The organism is Sedimenticola thiotaurini (genome assembly GCF_001007875.1).
Taxonomy (GTDB): domain Bacteria; phylum Pseudomonadota; class Gammaproteobacteria; order Chromatiales; family Chromatiaceae; genus Sedimenticola; species Sedimenticola thiotaurini.
Genome location: NZ_CP011412.1, coordinates 725152 through 742887 on the forward strand (window position 1 = coordinate 725152; position 17736 = coordinate 742887).

A 17736-nucleotide genomic window follows, 5' to 3' on the forward strand; every position below is an offset into this window, starting at 1 on the left:
TGGGTAAGGGCGCGTCATTCACCGGCTTGGTGCGCTGTCGCTGGGGATCAGGTCTTTAGGGCTGATTCCCATATATTGTAGCGTCGCTTTCCATGTTCGGCGAGAAAACACAAGATGTTGTGTTTTAGTCAGACGGAGATTAGGGGGGATGGTGTCGCCTGTCAAGTGTGTCTATAGAACCATAAGTGAATACTAATAAATAAGAAAAACAATATGTTACAAATTGTTTGTGTCAGTCGGTTGAGGATAAGTACCGGAAAGACAAGGATATTCAGCAAAACACTATATATTGTGTTGCGGTTCAAACTTTTTTACTAGTGATGGTTGGTTTCAGGATGGAGTGGGAGGAAATATCGTCTCCGCTTCCCATCCGCCGCCGGATTTTTGTGACGGCGGATAGGTGTATCAGTTTCTGAAGCTGTCAGGTTGCCTATTTGTCCTCTGCGTCGGGTTTGCCAGGTGCCGCAGGTTGCCGGGCCGGTTGGGTTAAATAGGGATTAACGGTGTAAGGGTAGGGGGGATAGTACCCGTAGGGGGCATAACCGTAACCATAGGGCGGGTAACCGCCATAGTATGGATAACCTCCGTAGTAGGGGTAGCCGCCCCAGGGGCCGCCGGACCAGGGCGCACCCCAGCCATCCCATGGACCCCACCCCCAGAATGCGCTTGCAGACGACGGTGCCATAGCCGCAGAGCCGGCTATCAGAGCGGCAACAAGAATCTGACGGGTCTTTTTCATAATCATCCCTCCGATTAGGTTGTCCGAAATACAATCTGGTGTAGAAGTAGAATATCGGCTTTAATCAAAAAATATTTTGATTGAAGTCATATCATTAGTAGTTGTTAATAAATGAATATAGCTATAGTACTGGCCACTCGGAAACACTCACATTGAATAAGCAAAAAACCACTTTGGTATTAGGGGTTGGAAACACCCTGTTGACCGACGAAGGCGTCGGTGTGCATGTCGTTAATCGGCTACAGGAGCAGTTTGCCGAGAAGCCGGGCACCACTTTCGTCGATGGGGGTACATTGAGCTTCTCCCTGGCCGGTTTGCTGGCGGAGCATGACCAGTTGATTGTGGTTGACGCCGCCCGCACCGGCAATAGCCCGGGCAGTGTGGTCTGCTATGAGGGGAGCGATATGGATCGCTACCTGACCGGTGATCGACAGAGCGTCCATGAGGTGGGCCTGACCGACCTGCTGGATATTGCCCGGCTCTCTGATCACTACCCGGAAAGGCGGGCGCTGGTGGGAATAGAGCCGGAAAATCTGGATTGGGGCGAACAGCCTTCTGCACCGGTTGCGCAGGCGGTACCGGTGGCCGTTTCCCAGGTCATCGGCCTGATCGACCGCTGGGCAGAGGAATAAAGGTAATTGTCCAAATGGGCCGGGGAATAAAAATAATCTTCAACCCGGTTCTGTGAGTTGTTTTATTACATTATTAAGTAATTTATTAATTATTTAATAATGATTTGACGAAAAGCAGAAGTAACCTGACCTGTGTCATCATTGATTTTTGTCAATCAGGATAATCTTTAAGGCAAGGGACGAATTAAGTATATGAGCGCACTAGATCAGACAGACTCCTCATCCGTTTCGGCTTCCGGAAACGCCGAATTGACGCACAATACCTTGCCTCTGCTCAATGAGGTCCGCCACGCCTTGAAGCGACTGGTACGCACCGGTGAATCCACCATTATCGACCTGCGTGCCATCCCCTTCGGGCCGGGTGATGAAGAGCGCCTGCTTGATCTGTTGGGACAGGGCGAGGTTCAGGCAACTCTGGATAGTCTGGGCCGGACCAGCATCAAGGAGTCCCGCTTCAGCGGTGTCTGGATCGTGGATCATTACAACAGTGAAGATGAGCGTATCGCGTTTCAGATCGAAGTGATCGATATTCCCGATCTGTTGCGCGCTCAGGCGGATGATATGTCCCAAAGTCTGGATAAACTGGCTACGCTGCTGGAAGACGAACTGCAGGGTACGGAGTGAGCTGTCGGCCAGTCAGCCCGGAACAGATGATCGCGGTTAGAGAGTGATAATCGCGATTACGAAGAACAACAGAAAATTAACAGAAATCAGCAATAGATTAAGGGAGGTAACATGGCTGACAAAAGCACCCTCGGTGACAGCCTCAGACGTCACGGGGTTTCCCGGCGCGGTTTCCTGAAGTTTTGTACCGCAACCGCCTCGCTCATGGCTTTACCGCCTACTATGGTCCCGGCCATAGCGCAGGCACTGGAAAAGGCGCGGCGCCCATCGGTTATCTGGCTCTCTTTTCAGGAGTGTACCGGGTGTACCGAATCACTCACCCGCAGTCACTCACCATCGGTTGAGAGTCTGATCTTCGATCATATCTCCCTGGATTATCATCACACTCTGCAGGCAGCAGCCGGCGATGCCGCCGAAGCGGCCCGGGAAGCGGCCATGCACGAGAACAAGGGGAAATACATCCTGGTAGTGGATGGTTCGATCCCCCTGGGTGATCCCGGCTACTCCACAATCGCCGGCATCAGCAATCTGCAGATGTTGGAGGAGACGGCAAAAGATGCGGCGGCCATTATTGCCGTGGGTACCTGTGCCGCCTTCGGTGGGCTGCCCCAGGCCAATCCCAACCCGACCGGTGCCGTGTCGGTGGCGGATATCATTACCGATAAACCGATCATCAATGTCTCCGGTTGTCCGCCGATCCCCACGGTGATCACCGGGGTGTTGGCCCATTTCCTCACCTTCGGTTCGATCCCGGAACTGGATCAATACAACCGCCCCAAGGTGTTCTACGGCCAGAGTATTCACGATCGCTGTTATCGTCGTCCGTTCTACGACAAGGGTCTGTTTGCCGAGACCTTCGATGACGAGGGAGCAAAAGCCGGCTGGTGTCTCTACAAGCTGGGTTGCAAAGGTCCCATGACCTATAACGCCTGTGCCACCACCAAGTGGAACCAGGGGACCAGCTGGCCGGTGGAGTCCGGGCATGGTTGCCTGGGCTGCTCCGAGCCCCGGTTCTGGGATGCGGGTGGATTCTACAACGCCCTGTCGGTACCGATCAGCGACAACTCACAGACCGTGGCATTCGCTGGTGCCGCCGGCCTGGCGCTGGGCGCTGCGGCCGCGGGTATCAATTTCAAAGAGAAGGATGCGGCACAGAAGGCCCATGAAACTGTCACCATCGACGATTTGGAGAAATCATCATGAATGAACCGATGGACTTTCTCATCTGGACAAAGGGTACCGCGTTCAACATTGCGGTTACCATTTTTGTTATAGGCGTTATTCTGCGGCTGTTTGAAGTCATTTCACTGGGTCGCAAGCAGAACCTTGCAGAAGCCCGGGGCACTGAGTTCGGTCCCGGTATGAAAACGATCCTCACCCGGTCCATTCCTGACCTGGGTACTTTCCGGCGTCAACCACTGACGGTGGTCACCGGGTATATGTTCCATATCGGTCTGTTTATCAGCCTGTTTCTGTTTGTGCCCCATATCGAGCTGTTTCGCGCCACCTTCGGCATCAGCTGGCCCGGCCTGCCGACACCGATTGTGGATGCCGCGGCCGTCCTCGCCATTGTCGGTCTGCTGGCGGGACTGTGGCACCGCATCATGAATCCGGTGATGCAGAAGATCACCACCTGGGAAGACTGGCTGGTCTGGGCGTTGACATTCCTGCCCATCCTGACCGGCTACCTGGCCTATCACCGTCTGGTCAATCCATACCCGGTGATTCTCGGGCTGCATATCCTGAGCGTGGAGGCGCTGATGATCGCCTTCCCGTTCACCAAGCTGATGCACACGTTCACCGTTTTCCTTTCGCGCTGGTACAACGGCGCCATGAACGGCCGTCGGGGGGTTGAATCATGAGTGAAGCCACACTTGAAAGGGGCATTAACGCCCTGAAAGAACAGATCGATGCGCCAGTCGCCTCCTTCTTTTCCAGTTGCGTCAGTTGCGGTATGTGTGCCGAAGCCTGTCTGTTCTATACCGAAACCGGCGATCCCAAATATACGCCGATCTACAAACTGGAGCCCCTGCGCCGGGTCTGGGAGCAGGAGTACACCCTGTTCGGCAAGGTCAAAAAGGCCCTGGGCCTGCATAAACCGGTCACTGACGAGATGCTGGAGGAGTGGCAGGAGCTGCTCTACGACAGCTGCACCATGTGTGCCCGCTGCTCCATGATCTGCCCGGTGGGCAACGATATCGCCTACATGATCCGCAAAACCCGTGAAGGCATGGTCGCTTCCGGCAACGCGCCGGAAGGGGTCAAGGGTGCGTCGGTCCGGGCCGTCACCATCGGCAGCCCCATGGGGGTGAAGCTGAATGCCCTGGAGGCACAGATCCGGCATATCGAGGCGGACAGCGGCCTGAAGATTCCCGTGGATGTGGAGGGGGCCGACTACATGGCGCTGCTCTCTTCAATGGAGATCATGAACTTCCCCGAGTATCTGGAAGGGTTGGCCAAGATCTTCAAACAGGCGGGTGTCAGCTGGACGCTCTGCTCCACCGCTTTTGAGGCTACCAACTCCGGTATCCAGATCGGCTCCAGCGATATCGCCCGTACCCTGGTGCAGCGCGTCGTAGATGGCGCCGAGCGGCTGAAAGTGAAATATGTCATCAGCCCGGAGTGTGGTCACGCCTACACCGCGATTCGCTGGGAAGGCCCCAATCTGATTGGTCGGCCGTTCCCGTTCCGGGTGGTACATATTCTGGAACTGCTGGACGAGTTGCGGGCTGCCGGACGCATCAAGACCAAGGACCTGGAAACGGATACACACACGTTCCATGACCCCTGTTCCCTGGTCCGCAAGGGCGGTGTGATCGACGAGCCCCGCCGGCTCATGGATATGGTCACCAGCAATTTTGTCGACATGAAGGACCGGGGCAAGCTGGCCTGGTGTTGTGGCGGTGGCGGCGGTGTCTCCAGTAACGAGGATGCCGATGAGCTGCGGATCAAGGCGTTCAAGCGTAAGCGAGACCAGATTGCCGAGACCGGCGCGGATGTGCTGGTGACGGCCTGCGCCAACTGCCGCCTGGTGATCGAAGAGGGACTCGAAGAGTACAACATCGAGATGCCCATAGTGGGGCTTTCCGAGATGATCGCCGATCACCTGGTGGTGGATGACGAGCCAGAAGAAGCTGAAAAATAGTGCGCAGCCTTCCACTCCCGGTGAGTGGAAGGTCTATTAAAAAATATTGCAGGAGCGCCAAGCGCGCCAAGCTCCGTCCAGTGCTAACCGGGACGGCTACGGGAGAATAAGAGTTATGAGCGAACGCATTGTCGTTGACCCGATCACACGTATTGAGGGCCATCTGCGTATAGAGGCGCAGATGGAAGGCAACAATATCAGCCAGGCCTACTCGTCCGGCACCATGGTGCGCGGTATCGAAACCATTCTCAAGGGGCGTGATCCACGGGATGCCTGGGCCTATGTACAGCGTATCTGCGGTGTCTGCACCCTGGTACATGGCATGGCCTCGATCCGCGCTGTCGAGGATGCGCTGGATTACGAGATACCCAAAAACGCCCAGCTGATCAGAAACCTGATGATCGGTGCGCAGTTTATCCATGATCATGTGATGCACTTCTATCATCTGCATGCGCTGGACTGGGTGGACGTGGTCTCAGCCCTGGACGCCGATCCCAAGGCGACTTCCGAGCTGGCCCAGTCCCTCGGTAACTGGCCGAAGTCCTCACCGGGTTACTTCTCTGATATGAAGAAGAAGCTGAAAGGATTTGTTGAGGGTGGCCAGTTGGGCATCTTCTCCAAGGCGTATTGGGGACATCCGGCCTACAAACTGCCACCCGAGGCCAACCTGATGGCGGTGGCCCACTATCTGGAAGCACTGGTCTGGCAGCGGGATGTGGCTAAACTGCACACCATTTTTGGCGGCAAGAACCCCCATCCCAATTTCCTGGTGGGCGGTGTGGCGTCACCCATTGATCTGAACTCCGATTCAGCGATCAATGCCAAGAAACTCTCCCAGGTGCAGGACATCATCAGCCAGATGCAGCAGTTTGTCGATCAGGTCTACCTGCCCGATACACTGGCGGTGGCCTCTTTCTATAAGGACTGGTTCAAGCGGGGCGAGGGCCTGGGTAACTTCATGTGCTATGGTGATCTGCCCGCCAGCAGCATGAGCGACACCACCGGACTGCTGTTCCCCCCCGGTGTGATCCTGAATCGGGATCTCAGCACCGTTCACGATGTTGACGTTCACGACGCCTCGCAGATCCAGGAGTACGTGCAACACTCCTGGTATGACTACGATGACGGTAATGAACAGGGCCTGCACCCCTATGATGGCGAGACCAATCTGAATTACACCGGGCCGAAACCGCCCTATAAACACCTGGATGTGGACCAGGGCTACTCCTGGATGAAATCGCCACGCTGGAAGAACCATGCCATGGAAGTGGGCCCCCTGGCCCGGGTGCTGCTGCTCTATGCCAAGGGCCATGAACCCACCAAGGAGTTGGCCGGGTATGCGCTTAAAAAGCTGGATCTGCCGATTGAAGCGATGTTCTCAACCCTGGGCCGAACCGCCGCCCGTACGCTGGAGTCGAAGATACTGGGCGACGCGATGCAGGGCTGGTACAACGATCTGGTCGCCAATATCAAAGCGGGTGACAGCAAGACCTTTAATGAGAAGTTGTGGGAGCCTTCATCCTGGCCCAGCGAATGTCAGGGGGCAGGTTACATGGAGGCCCCACGGGGTGCACTGGGCCACTGGATAGTGATCAAGGACACCAAGATCAAGAACTATCAGGCAGTGGTGCCCTCCACCTGGAATGCCGGCCCCCGGGACGGGGAAGGGCAGGCGGGAGCCTATGAAGCGGCACTGCAGGATAATCATCAGGTGCACGATCCGAAGCAGCCCCTGGAGATCCTGCGTACCGTGCACAGCTTCGATCCCTGTATCGCCTGTGCTGTACATCTGTCCGATGAAGATGGCGAAGAGATGGTCCAGGTCAAGGTGGTCTGAGTCCAGCAACCGATCCAGTCATCCCTTCTGTTAAAGGGGGATGACCGGATCGGTTTTGGTCACTCGCTCTCTTCATCCAATCCAACCCTAAAAGGGTAATCCATGAAATCGACCAACAGTATTGCCATTGAACGCAGTGGTATCGATCCGGCTGCGTCACAGGGCCCTGGAAGCAGTAACTACCATGGCCGAAAGGCTGATATTTTTATTCGCGCCATTATCTGGGGGTTTGTGGGCAGTATTTTTGGCGGACTCTATGTCGGTTTCGCGGGTGTGCTCTCTCCTCTGATGGGCAATGATCTGGCCATTATCCCGGCTGCCGCGTTTGCCGGCGCCGTCGGTGCGGCATTCTATGGTTCCTTCCAGGTGGCGATTATCGGCACACTTGCCGGCTCGGTTTCGGGGATCGGTTACCTGATTCTTGCCAATAATCATCAGCTTGATGAGATGGCCGCTGTCTCCCTGATGGCCGGCGTGGTTGCCGGCTTTATCTACGGTAACACCCACCGTGAAGTGAGCGGGGCACTGATGAAGGCCTTGACCGGGTTGGTCGCCGGTGCGCTTGCTGGCATCATGTTGTGGGGAGTGAGCAGGACAGCTATTGAGCTGAACAGCTATCTGGTAACCGCTGTACTGGTGCCGGTGACCGGCACCTTCTACATCTATGGGGTATTCAAGGTGATCAGCCGCATGGATTGTCGCTTGCCCCTGTCGATGGTGGGCTCTCTGGTGGCTGCGTTACTTTCAGTAGTGGTGGCCGGTAGTATCTGGTCTGTGCATGAGGTGATGGCCGCCAGTTATGAGTTAGCCGCCTTTTCAGACCAGCAGGTCGGTTTCCAGCAAGTGATGTTGGCGATCCTCGGCGGGAGCACGGGTGGGTTGATTGCCGGTGGTCTGTACGCCTGGTTGGGATTGAAGTGGCTTGATCGTCGCTAGCCGTTGCTATGGATTCTCCTTGTCGATTAGGCGGAGGATCTCCTCTTCACCCAGCGGAGCAGGCTGTTTCACCCGCAGACTCTCTATCCACTCCTGGCTGAAATCGCGTTGCAGGTAGCTGTTTAGCAGTGCTGTACCGGACATGGCGATCAACGCACCAAGGGATGCAAGGGCCATATCCTTATGGCTGTCCCATACATCACCTTGGGTGCCGAGATAAGCCATACCCAGCGCTCCTCCGAAAAGCTCGGCCGCTCCTCACTCGAACAGCTCAAACATCATGGAGCTGGACATGGTCAGGTCCAGTGGCAGGAAGTAGCCCCAGAAGCCCCGCACACTGGCCACCCGCAGAAATACCTCCCGTATCGGATAGGCCAGCAGCAGGCCATATAGAAAGTGCACCACCCGGTCGAAGTTGTTGCGCTCCCAACCGAGCTGCTCATTGAGGGTGTGCCCGGTCAGGCGCTGAAACCAGGCGTCGTAGGGCACCTCGGCGTAGGTGTAGTGTGCCCCCACCTCATGCAGGCAGAAAAACAGGAAGATCAGGGTGTAGGAGATACGGGACAGGGGGAGTTGCTGGTAGGTTCCCACCAGCAGGCCGATAGAGAGCAACACCAGCGCGTTCTCCAGTAGCCAATCGTTACGGTAGAGGGGGGCAATGGCGAGCCAGAGCCACCAGGCCAGAAACAGGCAGAGCAGGGTCAATGTGAAACGGCGGTGAGAATTGTTATTGAATGTGGTCATTGCACCTGTCTGTTGGCCAGTGGCTGGATATCCTGAAAAGATAGTTTGCTCCGAGGTCAGCTATTGTATCCCAACTTCCATTCAGACAATCGCCTGCTCTTCTTGTGACTCTGCCTGCCGGAACGGGAACCTTCCCTGATAGGCCCGCCAACCCATGTAAACCACTGCCGGGGAGCGTTAGGTAGTTTCCACAGGGAAATTACGAATATTCCCCCTGTATCGTCTTTGGTCAATCCGTCGCATCATATCCGGGTAGTCAGGTGCGGGTCAGACTGGCATGGCCGGGTGGGCCCGTGCAATTGCTCGGGAGTAAATCATGAAGGCGTATCAACAGATTCTGTTGGCGACAGACTTTTCCAAATTCAGCGAAATTGCGGCCCGGCGGGCTGTGGACCTGGTCGGGCATTTCAACGCCATGCTCACGCTGCTGCACGTGGTTGAATACTTCCCTGAAGATAAGCGTATTCAGCAAGGTTCCGTCAAGCTGGAAGATCTTGCCCAGCATCTGGAGGGAGAGTGTCGAAAACGGCTTGAGCAGTTGGCCAGGCGCATCCAGTATCACGCCGCTGTGCTGATTGTGCGGGTGACACCGGGCGCGGCCAAATATGAGATTGTGCAGGTCGCCAGGGAGATCCGGGCGAACCTGATCGTCATCGGACCCTATGGCCAGGGCGGGGCATCCGCTCTGCTGGGTTCCACCGCTGAGGGGGTACTGCTGGAGGCGCCTTGCGAAGTGTTGATTGTGCGCGGTGTTATGGCCGATTGAATGGCTCGCTGAGCATGCCCGGCGTGGGCCAGGTGGCGTTTATCCATTCGAGTAAACCTGATGTTCCGTCCCATCCAGTCCCGCATGGGTGATCACCCGCACCAGGTCCGCGAGTGAATGTACTTGCAGCTTCTCCATCATATTGGCGCGATGTACCTCCACGGTCCGTTGACTCAATCCCAGGTCGGCCGCGATAACCTTATTCGATTTGCCGGCAATGATCTTGTCCATGACTTCCCGTTCCCGGGGGGTCAGTGACTCGACCTGTTGCCAGACGGTCTGGCGCTCCAGTTCACTTGCCCGGATTTTGCTGCCGTTTTCCAGGGCCAGGTTGATGCTGTCCAGCAGCTCCTGTTCGCGAAAGGGCTTCTGAATGAAATCCATCGCCCCCCGGCGCATCGCCTGTACCGCCATGGGAACGTCTCCGTGACCGGTGATGAAAATGGTCGGCAGCAGAGCGCCTCGTCGGATCAGTTCATCCTGCAGTTCCAGTCCACTCATACCGAACATACGGATGTCCAGCACCAGACAACCCCAGAGTGTCGGGGTGTAACGGGTGAGGAACTCCTGGGCAGATGCGTAGGTTTCGGCGTTCAGCCCGACCGAGTCCATCAGATCGGATAGTGATTCACGAACGGCCAGGTCATCATCCACAATAAATACATTCGGGGTGTTATCACTCATGCGCTTTCTCCGGCGTAACTGGTAGGGTAAAACGGAAGGTGACACCCTGTTCAGGGTTGCGGGTAAACCAGAGGCTACCCCCATTGGCATCAATAATTGAGCGGCTGATCGACAGCCCCATGCCTAAGCCCAGCTCCTTGGTAGTGAAAAACGATTGAAACAGACCCTTTTCCGTGGATTCGCTGATACCGGATCCATTGTCACAGATGGAAACCTGCACGGTATCCTGGTCATGCCGTCCCACGGCCAGAGTCAAGATTCGCTGTTCGGGCGGCAGCCCTGTCATGGCTTCACAGGCATTTCGCATCAGATTGAGTATCACCTGCTGCACCTGTATGGGGTCGCCAATAACGGATGGCAAGCTGTGGTTCAGATCGATCTTTAAATGGATACTGTCGATACGATCATCCAGCTCTGCAAATTCGACACACTGTTTTATCAGTGCGTTGATATTGAATGATTCCCGCTGGCCGGTGGAATGTTTGGCGAGCGTACGTACTCGCTCGATAACTTCGCCGGTGCGGTGTGCCTGTTGCTCGATCGCCTCCAGAGCGATGCGCAGCTTGTCCAGGTCCGGGTTGTTCATGTTTATGCGGCGTCGGGCGGCACCGCAACGACTGAGAATGGCGGTCAGGGGTTGGTTGATTTCATGGGCAATGCCGGCCGCCATCTCACCCAATACATTTAAGCGGTCGATGTGTCCAAGCTGTTCACGATAACGCTTCGCCTCCTCTTCGGCTCGTTTACGTTTCGACACATCGATCAGGGTAGCGAGGATCGCCTCCTGTCCTATCCAGTTCACTTTGCTGGCGAGATTTTCAAGAATGATGGGTGATCCATCTCGGCGCAACGCCTCGAATTCGTAGCGTCTGGGCGGATTTCCTCCGGTCATGCGGGCCTCTGCGTAGGCGCTGAGGCGGGGCCGTTCATGGGGCGCGACAATATCCGAAACGGAATCCATCGCCAGGATTTCGGCCGGGGAGTCGTAACCGAGCATATCCGCCAGGGATTGATTCACAAACAGTGGCCGCCAGTCCCGGTGGACAAATATGCCTTCCACAGAGCCGTCCACAATGCTGCGAAAGCACTTGCCGTATTGGTACAACTCCGATTCCGTTCTTTTCTGCTCGGTGATGTCGATGATTATCCCTTCCAGCAGAGTCTCATTCCGTTTGCCCGAAGTAACCTTGTGGCCCTGCTCCCAGACCCACTTCAACTCCCCTTGTCGGGTTCTGATCTGGTAAGTGGTGGTGTAGTAACGGCCCTGTTTGATCGCTGCCTGTATCTCCTCCCATACCCGCTCACGGTCTTCCTCGATGATCAAGGATCCCAGGTTGACTCTACTCTCTGAAACCAGTTCGGCAGGGGTGTATCCGGTCAGTTTGATGGCACCCTGGCTGATGTATTCAGCGCTCCAGTTGCGGTCGTTGTGGCAGCGATAAACCATGCCAGGCAGGTTGTCCGTGATAGAGGTAACCGGGTGTTGTGTCTCGTTTAACGCCATAATTGGTTGATGACCTTTTCGCGGCTCTTTTTCTGGAGTCTTGTTCCCCGGATGGGTGGCAGATACCATTTATTAATCAACTCAATCAGCCGTTCCACAAAGTGGTGTTGCACCGGATTCACGTTCTAAGCATAGTCGACCGGGTGCTCAACGATTTATCTGATTGTGCCGAACCTGAAAAATTCCAAGCCCCGTCCCTTTTTCTGGCAGACTGAATATGCTCCTTAATGGGGTGGTGTCCGGTGAATACCGGTTCATTTTATAGTCAGGTGTGTGATCCAAAAATGACAATTGGCAAAACAGCGACTGCTTTTCACGATTTGTCTGGAATGAACCCCTGGTAACGTAACGAATATCACAGTGTCGGGAGGGGATTGGGTGAGAAATAAAATACTCGTGAGCCGGCGCAGTTGGTTATGGTGTTGGCGTTCCAAAAGCGACCGGGAACTGTACTCCGCCTATATTACTTTTTGTCCGGCAGCGACAGGGGTTTCAGGGGTCTGCCATCGGCGCGCAGGAAACCGATAAAGAACTCAAAAAAGATCAATCGGGTGGTCTGGATGAAAACCACCAATCCCTCAATACCGACCACAAGCAGGTGGCCTGTCAGCAGCGCCACCAGACGACCCGCTCCGTTCTCCATGTTATCCGCCAGCAATACAACGGTGCTGGTAAGGCCGGCATGGGCAAGCGCGAACGCGCCGATACGGATGAAAGAGAAGTTGTGCAGCAGCAGCTCAAAACCGCTCTGTAGCAGGTGGCCGATAACCGCGACCAGATCGACTTCTCCTCTGCGCTGCTGGAACAGGACGCTGCCAGCCAGATACCAGAGCAGCAGTAGTGGCATGACCAGCAGGGTGGGGTGGTGAAACACGCCGATTACGGCGGCGGTATAAAGACCCATTACCGGTGCCTCGGTGGCAAACCATTCGGATAAGGCCCCGCGCCACTTTGCTTCAATAGCAGAAAAAATCATGCTGGTCAGAATCAGTCCGCAACCGATCAGCAGGGAGACCCCGAGCACACGCAAGGGCTCGTCCAGGGGCCTGAACCAGATCACCGGCAGCAACTCTTCTACACCAAACGCCTCACCAAACAGGAGCCCGAAGATGATGGAGGAGAGTCCGCAGGGTGCCAGGAACCGGAGCTGGGAATACTTGAAGCCAAAAATCAATCCGAAGACCAGTAACATCAATCCGTGGCCCGCGTCGGGAAACATGAAGCCGAACAGCAGGGGAACCACCAGGGGAATAATAAAAGATGGATTGATCTCATTGCGTCCCGGTGTGCCGGAGAACGCTTTGAACAGGTGGAACGGACGGCTCCACCAGGTCTCCAGCATATGTACCGGGGGCAACGAAGTGGGTGGTGGTAGCGGATGACGTACCACGGCGTCGATATGGGCTTTTTTCAAGACCGATTCCACGGCGTTGGGGGCGGGCAGGGTGCTCCAGCCGGTGATCCGGCAGAATCGCCCCCGCTCGGTGACTTTGGGCGCTTTGCTGAGGAACCAATGCAGAAGCGCCACATTGGCCAGGGTCTTTTTCAGCTTGTCGCTGGCCCAATGTGCTTCGATCTGGTGCCGCAGCTCGTGATATCTCCTTTCCACCACGGCCAACCGCTCACTGACCGCCTGTTTCTGGGCGGACCGGCCAGGGGGTAGCCATTCCGGTATCTTGATCTCGATACAGGCGGAATTCTCCACCAGCTGATCGATGGCCGCTTTCTGGTCGGGGTCAGCGGCCAGCAACAGAAACTCGGTGTCTCCAAGGACAAAATAACGACAGATCGTATCGTCCAGCTTGGGGGTCAGTGGGTGGTCCCGTGGGCAGGCGTAGATCCCCTTGTAGAGGAAGTCGCCGTGGTGGGCGAACAACTCGATGCCGGTGTCGTCCTCCTGGAGTGCCTTGAGACAGTTGAACAGATGTTGCAGATCCTCCTTTTCCGATTGAAGTGCGTGCATCTGGTCCTGCAGGGATACCAGTCGGTTACCCCAGTGGCGGATGGAGGAGAGCGCCTGTTCGGCGGTCTCTTCGGGGGATTCAAGCAGCCGTGACGGGGAGACCTCATAGGCCGGTAGGGCAATCTGGTGGATTTTGCAGAAATGATCGAGTTCCGCCAAGGTGGTTCGGATCTTCTCTACGTCCAGGGGAGAAGCCAGACGGGTACTGGATTCCAGCTGCACCTCGCCGGTGGCGGCCAGCGCCTCAATGGCATAAACCGTGTCGTCACGGGGAACATAGAGTTCGAACCAGTGTGCCTCTTTGGGTCGAAAAATCTCTTTTAATTTAAATGCAGTAGGCAAGCTGAATCCCTGTTGGCCAGTAGAGCGATGTAACAGCAACCCGCTGTCCGGGGTCCGCTGCCATTATCACGTGACAGGGCGAACGGTTACAGACTTTCCTGTCCGGGGATAGACCCTGATCAATCCCCAAGGGCTGTTGTCACCGGCGGGTTGCCGGATTCTGCTGGAAAAATGGTTCGGCCTGTCGGGGATCAGCTCCGCAGATCGTGGAGCTACCAGGTAGTAACTGAATTTCTCTGGTTGGAGTTCAACTGAGTCTATAATGAGCTGTTTAGAGGGCAATAAAAAACCCCTGACATATAAATATGAAAGGGGTTTTCGAGTTTGGTGCCGAGGAGAGGACTTGAACCTCCACGGGGTTTCCCCCACTAGCACCTGAAGCTAGCGTGTCTACCAATTTCACCACCTCGGCTTTTGTCTGGTTCAGATCGCTTTTAATCGCGCTCATTTCCCAGAGGCCGCGAACTTTACAGCGACATTTAATGCTTGTCAACGGTACAATGGCATTTCTATTAAACAAATTTCAGGGAAATACCTTTGAGTAGAAGTTCACGTAAGAAAACATCCAGAGATGCCGACCCGCATCTCACCAGGGAGGCGAAGAAATACGCCAATCCTATCCCCAGTCGGGAGTTCATCCTGGAGCACCTGGCGACCGCCGGGGTGCCGATGGCCCGGCAGGAGCTGGCGGCGCAGCTGGGGCTGCACAGCGAAGATGATCTGGAAGCGTTGCGCCGGCGACTCAATGCCATGGAGCGCGATGGTCAGGTGGTGCGCAATCGCAAGGGCGCGCTCTGTATCGTCAATAGCAAGGATCTGATCGCCGGCCGTATTATTGGCCATCCCGATGGCTTTGGGTTCCTGCGCCCGGATGAGGGTGGCGATGATCTGTTTGTGTCGCCCCGCCAGATGCGCCAGTTGCTGCACAACGACCGGGCGGTGGTCCGGGTGGTGGGGCTGGATCGTCGTGGTCGCAAGGAAGCGGCGGTGGTTGAAGTGCTGGAGCGCAACAACCAGCTGGTAGTGGGCCGCCTCTATATGGATAGCGGGGTCGGTTTCGTCGTACCGGACAACAAGCGCCTGAACCAGGACATTATCATCCCCGAAGGTGAGTTCAACGGCGCCGGGCACGGCCAGATGGTGGTGGCGGAGATCGTCCAGCAGCCCACCAAACGGAGCCAACCCATCGGTCGGGTGAAGGATGTACTGGGCGAGCATATGGCGCCGGGTATGGAGACCGACGTGGCTATCTGGACCCATCAGCTACCGGTGGAGTGGCCCGAAGAGGTGGAGCAGGAGATCGCTCACCTGGGGGCGGAGGTTGATGAGCAGGCCAAGCAGGGACGGGTGGATCTGCGCCATCTGCCGCTGGTTACCATCGATGGTGCCGATGCCCGGGATTTTGATGACGCGGTCTACTGCGAGGCCAAGCCCAAGGGGTGGCGTCTGCTGGTCTGCATTGCCGATGTCTCCAGCTATGTGCAGCCCGGCAGTGCCCTGGATCGGGAAGCCCGTTCAAGGGGTAACTCCGTCTACTTCCCGGAGCGGGTGATTCCGATGCTCCCGGAGGTCCTTTCCAACGGCCTCTGCTCTCTCAACCCGGCGGTTGATCGCCTCTGCATGACCTGCGAACTCTATATCAACCGGGAGGGGCAGGTCACCCGGTCACGCTTCTATGAGGCGGTGATGCGCTCCCAGGCGCGCCTGACCTATGACCAGGTGGCGGAGATGTTGATCGAGGGCGATCCCGAGCTGTGTGCTACCCATGCCGAGCTGCTGCCGCATCTGCACCAGTTGTACGCCCTCTACCAGGTGTTGCGGGATGCCCGCAGCAAACTGGGGGCGATCGATTTCGATACCACCGAGACCCGCATCATCTTCAACCAGGAGCGCAAGGTGGAGCGGATTGTGCCGGTGGTGCGTAACGATGCCCATCGGCTGATCGAAGAGTGTATGCTGGCGGCCAATGTGGCGGCGGCCCGTTTTCTGCTACGCAAGAAACTGCCGGCCCTGTTCCGCAACCACGACGGGCCCCAGGCGGAAAAGCTGCTGGATCTGAAGGAGTTTCTCGGTGAACTGGGACTCAGGCTGCCCGGCAGTGACAGGCCGACCACCCGGGACTATGCGGAGTTGTTGGACCAGGTGCGGGACCGGCCCGATTCACATCTGATCCAGACCGTGTTGCTGCGCTCGCTGTCACAGGCGGTCTACAGTGCGGAAAATCAGGGCCATTTCGGGCTCTCGTTCCCCGCCTATACCCACTTTACCTCACCTATTCGACGTTACCCCGACCTGATCGTCCACCGTGCCATCCGGCATCTGCTGAAGGGCGGTACGGCGGAAGATTTCGACTACTCCCCAACCGAACTCCAGAGTCTGGGCGAGCACTGCTCCGCCACCGAACGGCGTGCCGATGAGGCAACCCGGGACGTCACCTCCTGGCTTAAATGTGAGTACATGATGGACAAAATCGGTGATGAGTTCGCCGGCATTATCACATCCGTTACCTCATTTGGTGTGTTTGTGGAACTGGATGATATCTTTGTCGACGGTCTGGTGCATATCACGGCCCTGGATAATGACTACTACCATTTCGACCCGGTGGGTCACCGGCTCACCGGTGAGCGCTCAGGTATGGTCTATCGCCTGGGGGATCGGGTCAGGATCAAGGTGGCCGCCGTGAACCTGGATGACCGCAAGATCGACTTTACCCTGGTGGAGGCGCTCGATGTCAGATCAAAATCCAGGCGCCGGAAAACGGGGGCTGCGGAAACCACTGGTGAAACCGGGGCCGGGGATCAGGCCGGAAAAAGCCGCCGCAAGCGGGGTAAGGGGCGCACCGCCAGTTCGCCGGCCAAGGCCAAGCAGACCGATAGCGGTAAGCCAGGTGATCAGCCTACCACCCGGAAACGGGGTGGCGCCGGTAGACGCAGAAAACCCAAGACCAGTTAATCCCGGGAGTGCGGACAATGAGTGAAACTCAGCTTGTGGCCGGGCTGCACAGTGTCAGGACGGCGCTGAAGCACGGCGCCGGGGCGTTGCTGGAGATCTGGATCGAAGGGGCCCGTAAACAGGACAGGCGGATGCGTGAGCTGATCAGTCTGGCCCGGGAGTCGGCGGTCCAGGTCTCCTACGTGAGCCGGGAACAGTTGGATGAGATGACCCGGGGATCCAATCACCAGGGGGTGGCTGCGCGCACCCGGGTGCCATCCTCGCTGGACGAAAAGGCGCTGGAAGCGCTGTTGGCCGGGCTGGATGTGCCACCGTTTCTGTTGGTGCTGGATGGGGTACAGGATCCGCACAATCTGGGCGCCTGCCTGCGCAGTGCGGATGCCGCCGGGGTGCATGCGGTAATTGCACCCAAGGATCGCTCAGTGGGACTGACACCAACCGCCTGCAAGGTGGCCAGCGGTGCCGCGGAGACCATCCCGTTTATTCAGGTCACCAACCTGAGCCGAACCCTGAAGGGCCTGCAGTCAGACCATGGGATCTGGCTGGTGGGTACTGCGGGAGAATCCGACGCCTCGCTCTATGATGCCAATCTGCAGGGAGCGCTGGCCATTGTTATGGGGGGCGAAGAGAAGGGGATGCGGCGACTGACCCGGGAGTCCTGCGACCTGTTGGTCAAATTGCCCATGGCCGGTGCGGTGGAGAGCTTGAATGTATCCGTGGCAGCCGGTATCTGCCTGTTCGAGGCGGTGCGACAACGGGCAGCGGCTCAATAGTATCCCGGTTGCATGTCCCGGTTGGGGGATGTAGAATTCGCGGTTTCCTGGCGTGGAGGTACCTCCGCGCTTTACTCCTTGCCTCACCAAATCTC

General features: G+C 56.7%; 14 protein-coding genes, 1 tRNA gene and 1 pseudogene. 10 read left to right on the forward strand and 6 right to left on the reverse strand.

Going from position 1 to position 17736, the window contains the following annotated elements; translation table 11 throughout:
• Nucleotides 1-430: 430 nt before the first annotated feature.
• The gene (locus tag AAY24_RS18845) at nucleotides 431-739 is read right to left on the reverse strand and encodes a hypothetical protein (protein ID WP_082117231.1); all 309 of its coding nucleotides are present in this window, start codon (nucleotides 737-739) and stop codon (nucleotides 431-433) included.
• A gap of 152 nt (nucleotides 740-891) precedes the next feature.
• On the opposite strand from AAY24_RS18845, the gene AAY24_RS03175 reads away from it, so the two are divergent.
• The 7 genes from AAY24_RS03175 (at nucleotide 892) to AAY24_RS03205 (ending at nucleotide 7913) form a co-directional block, all read left to right on the forward strand.
• Complete coding sequence (locus AAY24_RS03175; protein WP_046858456.1) at nucleotides 892-1371, forward strand: HyaD/HybD family hydrogenase maturation endopeptidase; 480 nt, start codon at nucleotides 892-894, stop codon at nucleotides 1369-1371.
• Nucleotides 1372-1563: 192 nt separating this feature from the next.
• Nucleotides 1564-1995: a hydrogenase expression/formation C-terminal domain-containing protein gene (locus tag AAY24_RS03180; RefSeq protein WP_046858457.1), complete on the forward strand. Its 432-nt coding sequence runs from the start codon at nucleotides 1564-1566 to the stop codon at nucleotides 1993-1995.
• Between the two features lie 111 nt (nucleotides 1996-2106).
• On the forward strand, nucleotides 2107-3198 hold the full coding sequence (locus tag AAY24_RS03185) for a hydrogenase small subunit (protein WP_046858458.1): 1092 nt from the start codon (nucleotides 2107-2109) through the stop codon (nucleotides 3196-3198).
• Nucleotides 3195-3857, forward strand: a complete 663-nt coding sequence (locus AAY24_RS03190) for a hypothetical protein (RefSeq protein WP_046858459.1) — start codon at nucleotides 3195-3197, stop codon at nucleotides 3855-3857. Before AAY24_RS03185 ends, AAY24_RS03190 begins: the two co-directional genes overlap by 4 nt.
• Nucleotides 3854-5140 (forward strand): (Fe-S)-binding protein, encoded by a 1287-nt coding sequence (locus tag AAY24_RS03195; RefSeq protein ID WP_046858460.1) that lies wholly within the window; start codon nucleotides 3854-3856, stop codon nucleotides 5138-5140. Before AAY24_RS03190 ends, AAY24_RS03195 begins: the two co-directional genes overlap by 4 nt.
• A gap of 115 nt (nucleotides 5141-5255) precedes the next feature.
• Complete coding sequence (locus AAY24_RS03200) at nucleotides 5256-6977, forward strand: nickel-dependent hydrogenase large subunit (protein ID WP_046858461.1); 1722 nt, start codon at nucleotides 5256-5258, stop codon at nucleotides 6975-6977.
• Nucleotides 6978-7079: 102 nt separating this feature from the next.
• Nucleotides 7080-7913, forward strand: a complete 834-nt coding sequence (locus tag AAY24_RS03205; RefSeq protein ID WP_046858462.1) for a hypothetical protein — start codon at nucleotides 7080-7082, stop codon at nucleotides 7911-7913.
• Nucleotides 7914-7919: 6 nt separating this feature from the next.
• On the opposite strand, the pseudogene AAY24_RS03210 reads toward AAY24_RS03205, so the two are convergent.
• Nucleotides 7920-8657: pseudogene (locus AAY24_RS03210) on the reverse strand (DUF2238 domain-containing protein).
• A gap of 316 nt (nucleotides 8658-8973) precedes the next feature.
• On the opposite strand from AAY24_RS03210, the gene AAY24_RS03215 reads away from it, so the two are divergent.
• Nucleotides 8974-9423, forward strand: a complete 450-nt coding sequence (locus tag AAY24_RS03215) for a universal stress protein (RefSeq protein ID WP_046858463.1) — start codon at nucleotides 8974-8976, stop codon at nucleotides 9421-9423.
• Between the two features lie 39 nt (nucleotides 9424-9462).
• Here the strand turns inward: AAY24_RS03215 and AAY24_RS03220 are convergent, their stop codons facing one another.
• From AAY24_RS03220 to AAY24_RS03235, 4 genes are all read right to left on the reverse strand, one after another.
• Nucleotides 9463-10107: a response regulator transcription factor gene (locus tag AAY24_RS03220; RefSeq protein ID WP_046858464.1), complete on the reverse strand. Its 645-nt coding sequence runs from the start codon at nucleotides 10105-10107 to the stop codon at nucleotides 9463-9465.
• Entirely contained in the window at nucleotides 10100-11611 is a 1512-nt protein-coding gene (locus AAY24_RS03225; protein ID WP_046858465.1) for a PAS domain-containing sensor histidine kinase, read from the reverse strand. The genes AAY24_RS03220 and AAY24_RS03225 overlap by 8 nt, the downstream gene beginning before the upstream one ends.
• Before the next feature lie 463 nt (nucleotides 11612-12074).
• Nucleotides 12075-13916 carry a V-type ATP synthase subunit I gene (locus AAY24_RS03230; protein WP_046858466.1) on the reverse strand — a complete coding sequence of 614 codons (1842 nt, stop codon included), beginning with the start codon at nucleotides 13914-13916 and terminating at the stop codon, nucleotides 12075-12077.
• A 325-nt stretch (nucleotides 13917-14241) separates the two neighbouring features.
• Nucleotides 14242-14328: transfer RNA gene (locus AAY24_RS03235), tRNA-Leu, on the reverse strand.
• A 125-nt stretch (nucleotides 14329-14453) separates the two neighbouring features.
• Here AAY24_RS03235 and rnr point away from each other — a divergent pair.
• Both rnr and rlmB read left to right on the forward strand, forming a co-directional pair.
• Entirely contained in the window at nucleotides 14454-16868 is a 2415-nt protein-coding gene (rnr, locus tag AAY24_RS03240) for a ribonuclease R (protein WP_046858467.1), read from the forward strand.
• A gap of 17 nt (nucleotides 16869-16885) precedes the next feature.
• Nucleotides 16886-17641 carry a 23S rRNA (guanosine(2251)-2'-O)-methyltransferase RlmB gene (gene rlmB / locus AAY24_RS03245; RefSeq protein WP_046858468.1) on the forward strand — a complete coding sequence of 252 codons (756 nt, stop codon included), beginning with the start codon at nucleotides 16886-16888 and terminating at the stop codon, nucleotides 17639-17641.
• Nucleotides 17642-17736 lie beyond the last annotated feature (95 nt).

What these genes read in the sequence shown, in the direction of transcription:
- AAY24_RS18845 (WP_082117231.1), bottom strand. Translation starts at nt 739, where the DNA reads ATGAAAAAGACCCGTCAGATTCTTGTTGCCGCTCTGATAGCCGGCTCT.
- AAY24_RS03180 (WP_046858457.1), top strand. Translation starts at nt 1,564, where the DNA reads ATGAGCGCACTAGATCAGACAGACTCCTCATCCGTTTCGGCTTCCGGA.
- AAY24_RS03185 (WP_046858458.1), top strand. Translation starts at nt 2,107, where the DNA reads ATGGCTGACAAAAGCACCCTCGGTGACAGCCTCAGACGTCACGGGGTT.
- AAY24_RS03190 (WP_046858459.1), top strand. Translation starts at nt 3,195, where the DNA reads ATGAATGAACCGATGGACTTTCTCATCTGGACAAAGGGTACCGCGTTC.
- AAY24_RS03195 (WP_046858460.1), top strand. Translation starts at nt 3,854, where the DNA reads ATGAGTGAAGCCACACTTGAAAGGGGCATTAACGCCCTGAAAGAACAG.
- AAY24_RS03200 (WP_046858461.1), top strand. Translation starts at nt 5,256, where the DNA reads ATGAGCGAACGCATTGTCGTTGACCCGATCACACGTATTGAGGGCCAT.
- AAY24_RS03205 (WP_046858462.1), top strand. Translation starts at nt 7,080, where the DNA reads ATGAAATCGACCAACAGTATTGCCATTGAACGCAGTGGTATCGATCCG.
- AAY24_RS03215 (WP_046858463.1), top strand. Translation starts at nt 8,974, where the DNA reads ATGAAGGCGTATCAACAGATTCTGTTGGCGACAGACTTTTCCAAATTC.
- AAY24_RS03220 (WP_046858464.1), bottom strand. Translation starts at nt 10,107, where the DNA reads ATGAGTGATAACACCCCGAATGTATTTATTGTGGATGATGACCTGGCC.
- AAY24_RS03225 (WP_046858465.1), bottom strand. Translation starts at nt 11,611, where the DNA reads ATGGCGTTAAACGAGACACAACACCCGGTTACCTCTATCACGGACAAC.
- rlmB (WP_046858468.1), top strand. Translation starts at nt 16,886, where the DNA reads ATGAGTGAAACTCAGCTTGTGGCCGGGCTGCACAGTGTCAGGACGGCG.